This is a genomic window from Trichloromonas sp. (genome assembly GCF_041583255.1).
In the GTDB taxonomy this organism is placed as follows: domain Bacteria; phylum Desulfobacterota; class Desulfuromonadia; order Desulfuromonadales; family Trichloromonadaceae; genus Trichloromonas.
The window spans coordinates 1-5562 of sequence record NZ_JBFHGD010000213.1; the positions used below are offsets into that span (position 1 = coordinate 1).

At 52.8% G+C, this 5562-nt stretch carries 6 protein-coding genes; all 6 read left to right on the plus strand.

Annotated features, from left to right (window positions below):
- Positions 1 to 130: 130 nt before the first annotated feature.
- Complete coding sequence (locus tag ABYV89_RS13965; RefSeq protein ID WP_432823556.1) at positions 131 to 838, plus strand: chemotaxis protein CheW; 708 nt, start codon at positions 131 to 133, stop codon at positions 836 to 838.
- A gap of 21 nt (positions 839 to 859) precedes the next feature.
- Positions 860 to 1231, plus strand: coding sequence for a response regulator (locus ABYV89_RS13970; protein ID WP_432823557.1), 372 nt, complete (start codon positions 860 to 862; stop codon positions 1229 to 1231).
- Positions 1228 to 1755 carry a chemotaxis protein CheW gene (locus ABYV89_RS13975; RefSeq protein ID WP_432823558.1) on the plus strand — a complete coding sequence of 176 codons (528 nt, stop codon included), beginning with the start codon at positions 1228 to 1230 and terminating at the stop codon, positions 1753 to 1755. The genes ABYV89_RS13970 and ABYV89_RS13975 overlap by 4 nt, the downstream gene beginning before the upstream one ends.
- 112 nt (positions 1756 to 1867) lie before the next feature.
- Entirely contained in the window at positions 1868 to 3880 is a 2013-nt protein-coding gene (locus ABYV89_RS13980) for a HEAT repeat domain-containing protein (RefSeq protein ID WP_432823559.1), read from the plus strand.
- On the plus strand, positions 3881 to 4759 hold the full coding sequence (locus ABYV89_RS13985) for a CheR family methyltransferase (protein ID WP_432823560.1): 879 nt from the start codon (positions 3881 to 3883) through the stop codon (positions 4757 to 4759).
- Positions 4756 to 5562, plus strand: an 807-nt coding sequence (locus tag ABYV89_RS13990; protein ID WP_432823561.1) for a chemotaxis protein CheB, incomplete at its 3' end; no start/stop codon positions are given. The genes ABYV89_RS13985 and ABYV89_RS13990, both read left to right, overlap by 4 nt.

Here is a 5562-nt window from a genome sequence, read left to right on the forward strand (position 1 = left end):
AACCACGCGGCCTCCCTGGCTCTGCTGGAAGGTTTTGGCCGGGAAGTCAGACCGATCGGCCCAGAAATCATCCGATCCATCATGGCGGAATTGTCTCTGTCTTCTTGAACCGAAAAAACGGAAGCCTACAATGGATCTCGCAGATATCCGTAAAAAAGCCAAGACCCAGAAAAAGAACGATGCCGATGTCGGTCGCGTAGCTCAAAAATCGGCCCCTTCGATCCAGGGCGTACCCGTAGCCGAGCATCCTCCCATGCCGCAGGCGGCTGGACCAACTGTAATGCCGGCCGCTCAAATACAATCATGCACGGATGCCATACAGGAACTGTTTGACTGCCCATTTCAGATTGATCTGGTCGAAGAGGGCAATCGTCATGATATCACCAGAAAGCAGCTCGAAGAAAAGTCCAATTCTCGGCAATGGTTGACTTTTTCACTGTGCAGCGAAGAGTACGCTATAGACATTGAATCAGTAAATGAGATAATTAAACCTCGTGAGGTTACAGATATTCCTCGGGTCCCCGGGTTTATGCTGGGGATAATCTCGTTGCGCGGCATCATCGTTCCCGTGTATGACCTTTCTTGCCGACTCGGACTTGGAGAAGTCGAGATAAGCCAGCTGTCACGGGTCATTGTCTGCCAACACGAAGATAAAATGATTGGCCTGCTGGTAGATAGCATCACTCAGGTGGTTAAGATTAATGAGAAAAAAATTGAGCCGCCGCCGGCGGTTCTGTCCGGTTTAAAACGGGAATTTGTATCAGGTATCGGTCGTTATCAGGGGCGGATGCTGATCCGGTTGAACTTGAAAAATGTTCTGAACCCAGAGCTTGCTTGACAAATGGAAAGGAGTGTACCAGTGAACAAGAAAAAAATCCTTATCGTCGAAGATGAGGAAAGCCTTCTTAAGCTGGAAAGTATCCTGCTGATTTCAAAAGGTTTTGAGGTTAAAGGGGTACCCAATGGCAAGGCGGCCTTGGAGTCTGTTGCCGAGGAACAGCCCGATCTGATCCTGCTGGACATCATGCTGCCGGAGATCGACGGCTTTGAGGTCTGTCGTCGGATAAAAAGCGATCCGGCCACCCGGCATATTCCCGTGATCATGCTGACGGCCAAGAAAAGCCGGGAAGACATGGTGCGCGGAGAGAAGGTCGGTGCCGACTGGTATATCACCAAGCCGTTCAAGTCAGCCATGGTCATTGAAACAATACAGCGATTCCTGGCCAAATGAGTCTGCTGGCATTGAACCGCCCAGATTCATCCGAAGCAGAAGGGCGCCAGGAGATCCAGTTCGCATGCATCAGGCTTGCCTCTGAGATGTATGCGCTGGATATCATGCGCATCAAGGAGATCATCCGGCCGCAGAAATTAACTTCTGTACCGAGAGCCCCAGCTTTTGTAGATGGCATGATTAATCTGCGGGGCACGGTCATACCGGTTGTCGACCTCAGAAAGCGCTTTGATCTGCCGGCCACCCCGATAGATCGAAAGACCAGGATAGTAATCTGCGCCATTTCTGAAAAATTTGTCGGGCTTATGGTCGATGAGGTGACAGAAGTGCGTCGTTATCTTCGTCACGAAGTGAGGCCCGCTCCCGAGTTTGTCAAAGGTAAGGGAGCCGAATTTTTTATGGCCGTCTGTCAGCGGGAAAGTGACCTGGTCATGTTGATCGATTTGGCAAAGATATTGTCTTCTGATGAAATCATTGATTTGAAAAAAATATCGCCTCAGGCTCTCGGGGGCGGCAACGGCTAGTCCGTTGCCTTAACAGGATTAGTCTGATGATGGTCGTTGCTTGTCACTTCTGCACTGTCATCAGGGGTCCTGTTCGGCAGGATGGTTCAAGCATGAATTTCAGGGGATGTTTGTGGATATTGAAGAATTACTGAAAAAAAGGCTGGAATCACACAAGGAAGAAGAACGTGTTCAGGCGGTCAGGGAGTTCGCAAGCTTCGGTTCAGATCTGATCATCTCTCTGCTTTACCAGGCGATGGGGGATTCCAGTTGGAGGGTTCGCAAGGAAGCCGCGGAAACCTTCCTTTCCCTTCCCCGCGCCGGAGAGTTGGCAGGTGACATCGTGGAACTGCTTCATTCCCAGGATAACGCCGGTCTTCGCAATATAGCGGTCGATATCCTTGTGCAACTGAACCGGCAGGCCGTGCCGGTGCTGCTGGAAGAGTTACAGTCTATTGACCACGATGTTCGCAAGTTCGTTCTCGATATCCTCGGTGACATCGGTGATACGGCAAGTACTGCCGCAATGATCGCTGCCATGTCGGATGATGACCGCAACGTAAGAGCTGCGGCAGCTGAAAATCTCGGAAAAATCGGTGCGGTCGATGCAGTTTCCGCTCTACTTGACGCCATGTCCGACGCCGATCTGTTGATGCGATTCACCATCCTTGAAGCTTTGGGCAAAATAGGTAAAGCCATCCCCATAGACAAAATCCTCCCCTACAAAGAAGACCCCCTGCTGCGCCAGGCGTTGTTTGAATGTATTGGCCGGGCGAATATCGAAGATGGGATCCCCTTGCTGGTCGAAGGCTTGAGCGATCGAATGCGCAATGTGCGCGAAGCTGCGGCCCTGTCGCTGGCGCCTCTGTCCCTGGCCCAACCGGAACGCGTGTCCGACTTGCTGCGCACGGATGACGCAACTGCGCCGGCTCTGACCGACTTGCTGCATGCCGGTAGCCTTGCCGTTGTCAGGGCAGCTCTCAAGCTGATTCCTTTGACGGCGAACCTCTGCAGCGCCCCACCTCTGCTGGCGATGCTGGACGACGAAGAGCTGCAACAGGAGGTGGCCAGCGCCCTGATTGCTCTGGGACGCCCTGCAATCGTATCGCTGCTCGACAAATGGTCTGCATCTGATCACCGCACCTGCGCCTACATAAGTTACCTTGCTGGCGAAACCGGCTGTACAGAAGCCGTGCCCGCGCTTCTTTCCGGACTGTCCTCCGAAGATCTGACATTGCGCATGTCCTGTGCCCAGGCTCTTGGCCGTCTCAACGAAGTTGCGGCTGTTCCCTGTCTCGTCGAAATGCTGCAGGGGGCCGCGCCGGAAACGATGACAGTAGCACAAAATTCGCTGATAGCGCTGGCCTCTGCCTGGCCGGATGAAATCGTTGCAGCACTGAGTCCGCTGGTCGAAGATGAAGATGCCGAAATCCGCGCCGCTGCCATTGGGGTGCTGGGACGAATAAATTACAAATCCATCGAAAACTTCCTGGATTTGGCGCTTAAAGATGAGTCATCCATGGTTCGTCGCGCCGCCGTCAATGCCCTCGGAAGCAATCCTGCGGATGAACATCTTGATGTACTGATGCTGGCATTGACCGATGAGGATTCCGAGGTGCGCCGTGGCGGCGCTGAAGCCTTGGGGACGATCAAGAAACCGCAGTCGGTGGACGCGCTCGCGTTGGCACTGTTCGATGAAGATTTGTGGGTACGCGCTACTGTTATCCGCAGTCTGGGCAAGATCAAGGCAAAACGTTCTGTCTCCCTGATCAAGGAGGCTCTCGGCGACCCGATCGGACTGGTTTGCATTGCTGCCCTGGAAGCGTTGGCTGAACTCGACCCCGAGGCGGCCTTTCCTCTGCTGATTGCCTCTCTCTATCACGATGATCAGGAGGTTGTCGATGCGGCGCTGCAGCAATTGGTCGCCACGGGACGGCGCGATTGGCTGGCATCGATGACCGACGTCCTGCTCAACCACGACCACTGGGAAGTCCGTCTGAACTATGCACGGGCCCTCGAATCGCTTGATTATCCCGGATATCTCCAGGTTATAGAGGACCGCCTGGTTGTCGAAGGCGAAGCCCTGGTTCGTCAGCAGCTCGAAGCGATGCTGAATAGCCACAAGAGTCAAGGGGGATTGGCTTAAATGCTTTTTCTTTCCCCCGACATAGCCATGAATGATGAGGATTTCCGTCAGATACGCGACCTCGTCTACCAGCATAGCGGTCTTCATTTCAATCAGGATTCGAAATACCTGCTTGAGCGCCGTTTGAGTAAACGGCTGCAGGCACTCCAATTGAAGAGCTATAAGGACTACTACTATTATCTTCGCTACAACAAGAACAAGGATCAGGAATTTACAGAGGTAATCAACACTCTGACCACCAATGAAACCTATTTTTTTCGGGAAGATTTTCAGCTGAAGACCTTTGCGAAAGAAATCCTTCCAGAACTGCGTGAAAAAAAAGAAAAAACGGGGGACAGGAAGATCCGCATCTGGAGTGCGGGGTGTTCGAGTGGGGAAGAACCTTACACGATCGCCATGCTGATGCTCGACATGCCGATGTTCAACGACTGGCAAATCGATATTATCGGCACAGATATCAGTCAGAGGGTCCTCCAGATTGCCCGCAAGGGGATCTATGGCCAGTCGTCTTTTCGATCCACGGATCCCTTATACCAAAAAAGATTTTTCACTGAAGTTGATGGGAAGTATCGCATTTGCGATCGGGTAAAAAATCTGGTCTCAATCAGTCACTTGAATCTTTTCGATCTGCCTAGGGTCGCCTTGTTGGGCAAGGTCGATATCATTTTCTGCCGCAACGTGATCATCTACTTTGATATGGCCGCCAAAAAGAAAGTCATCGAGAGCTTTCACGGCCGCCTGAAGCCAGAGGGTTTTTTGCTCCTCGGGCACTCCGAATCCCTGATGAACATTTCCAATGCCTTTGAATTGCGGCATTTCCAGCATGACATGGTTTACCAGCGACCGGCTCTCAGCCTGAGCGGGGAGGGCAAGCCATGACCAAAAAGACCAGGGTGCTGGTTGTCGACGATTCGGCATACAACAGGCGTACTATTATCAGGTTGCTGGAAACGATTCCTGGCGTTGAAGTTGTTGGCTATGCCTGCAACGGCGAGGAGGGGCTGCGCAAGTTTTTTGACCTTCAGCCAGACCTGGTTACTCTTGACTTGGAGATGCCGCGACTTGACGGTTTTGCCTTTCTGCGGATCGTCATGCAGAATCGTCCGACTCCGATAATTGTCGTCTCGGCCCGCGCGGATAACGACAGTGTATTCAAGGCCCTTGAATTTGGTGCGGTTGATTTCGTCGCCAAGCCTACCAGTAAAATATCCCCCGATTTAGCCAATATCAGAGATGACTTGGTTACGAAAGTCCTTGATGCCTCCAGTGCCGATATGGGTAAAATCATCAAGCGGGCTGCCGATAACAGCGGAGCAGATTCATCGGTCACACCGTTTGAAAATATTCTCAGGCGACGCGGCGGAAAACAGATCAACCAGGTTGTCATCGGCGCATCGACAGGCGGACCGCCGGCTCTGCAGGCCCTGCTTTCCGCGATTAATTCGCCACTGCCGATCGGGATCGCCATTTCACAGCACATGCCGCCGGTTTTCACCAAGGCGTTTGCCGAGCGCCTGAATAAGTTCTGTGCTCTTGAAGTCACGGAAGCCAAGTCCGGGGATCTCATGCAGCCAGGGCGGGTGCTGGTGTCCCCAGGTGGGAAGAATCTGTCCTTTCAATTGCGTGGCAATGGCGTTTCGGTTTTTGTCAGCGACCCCCCCGTCTCGCAGCGCTACACCCCC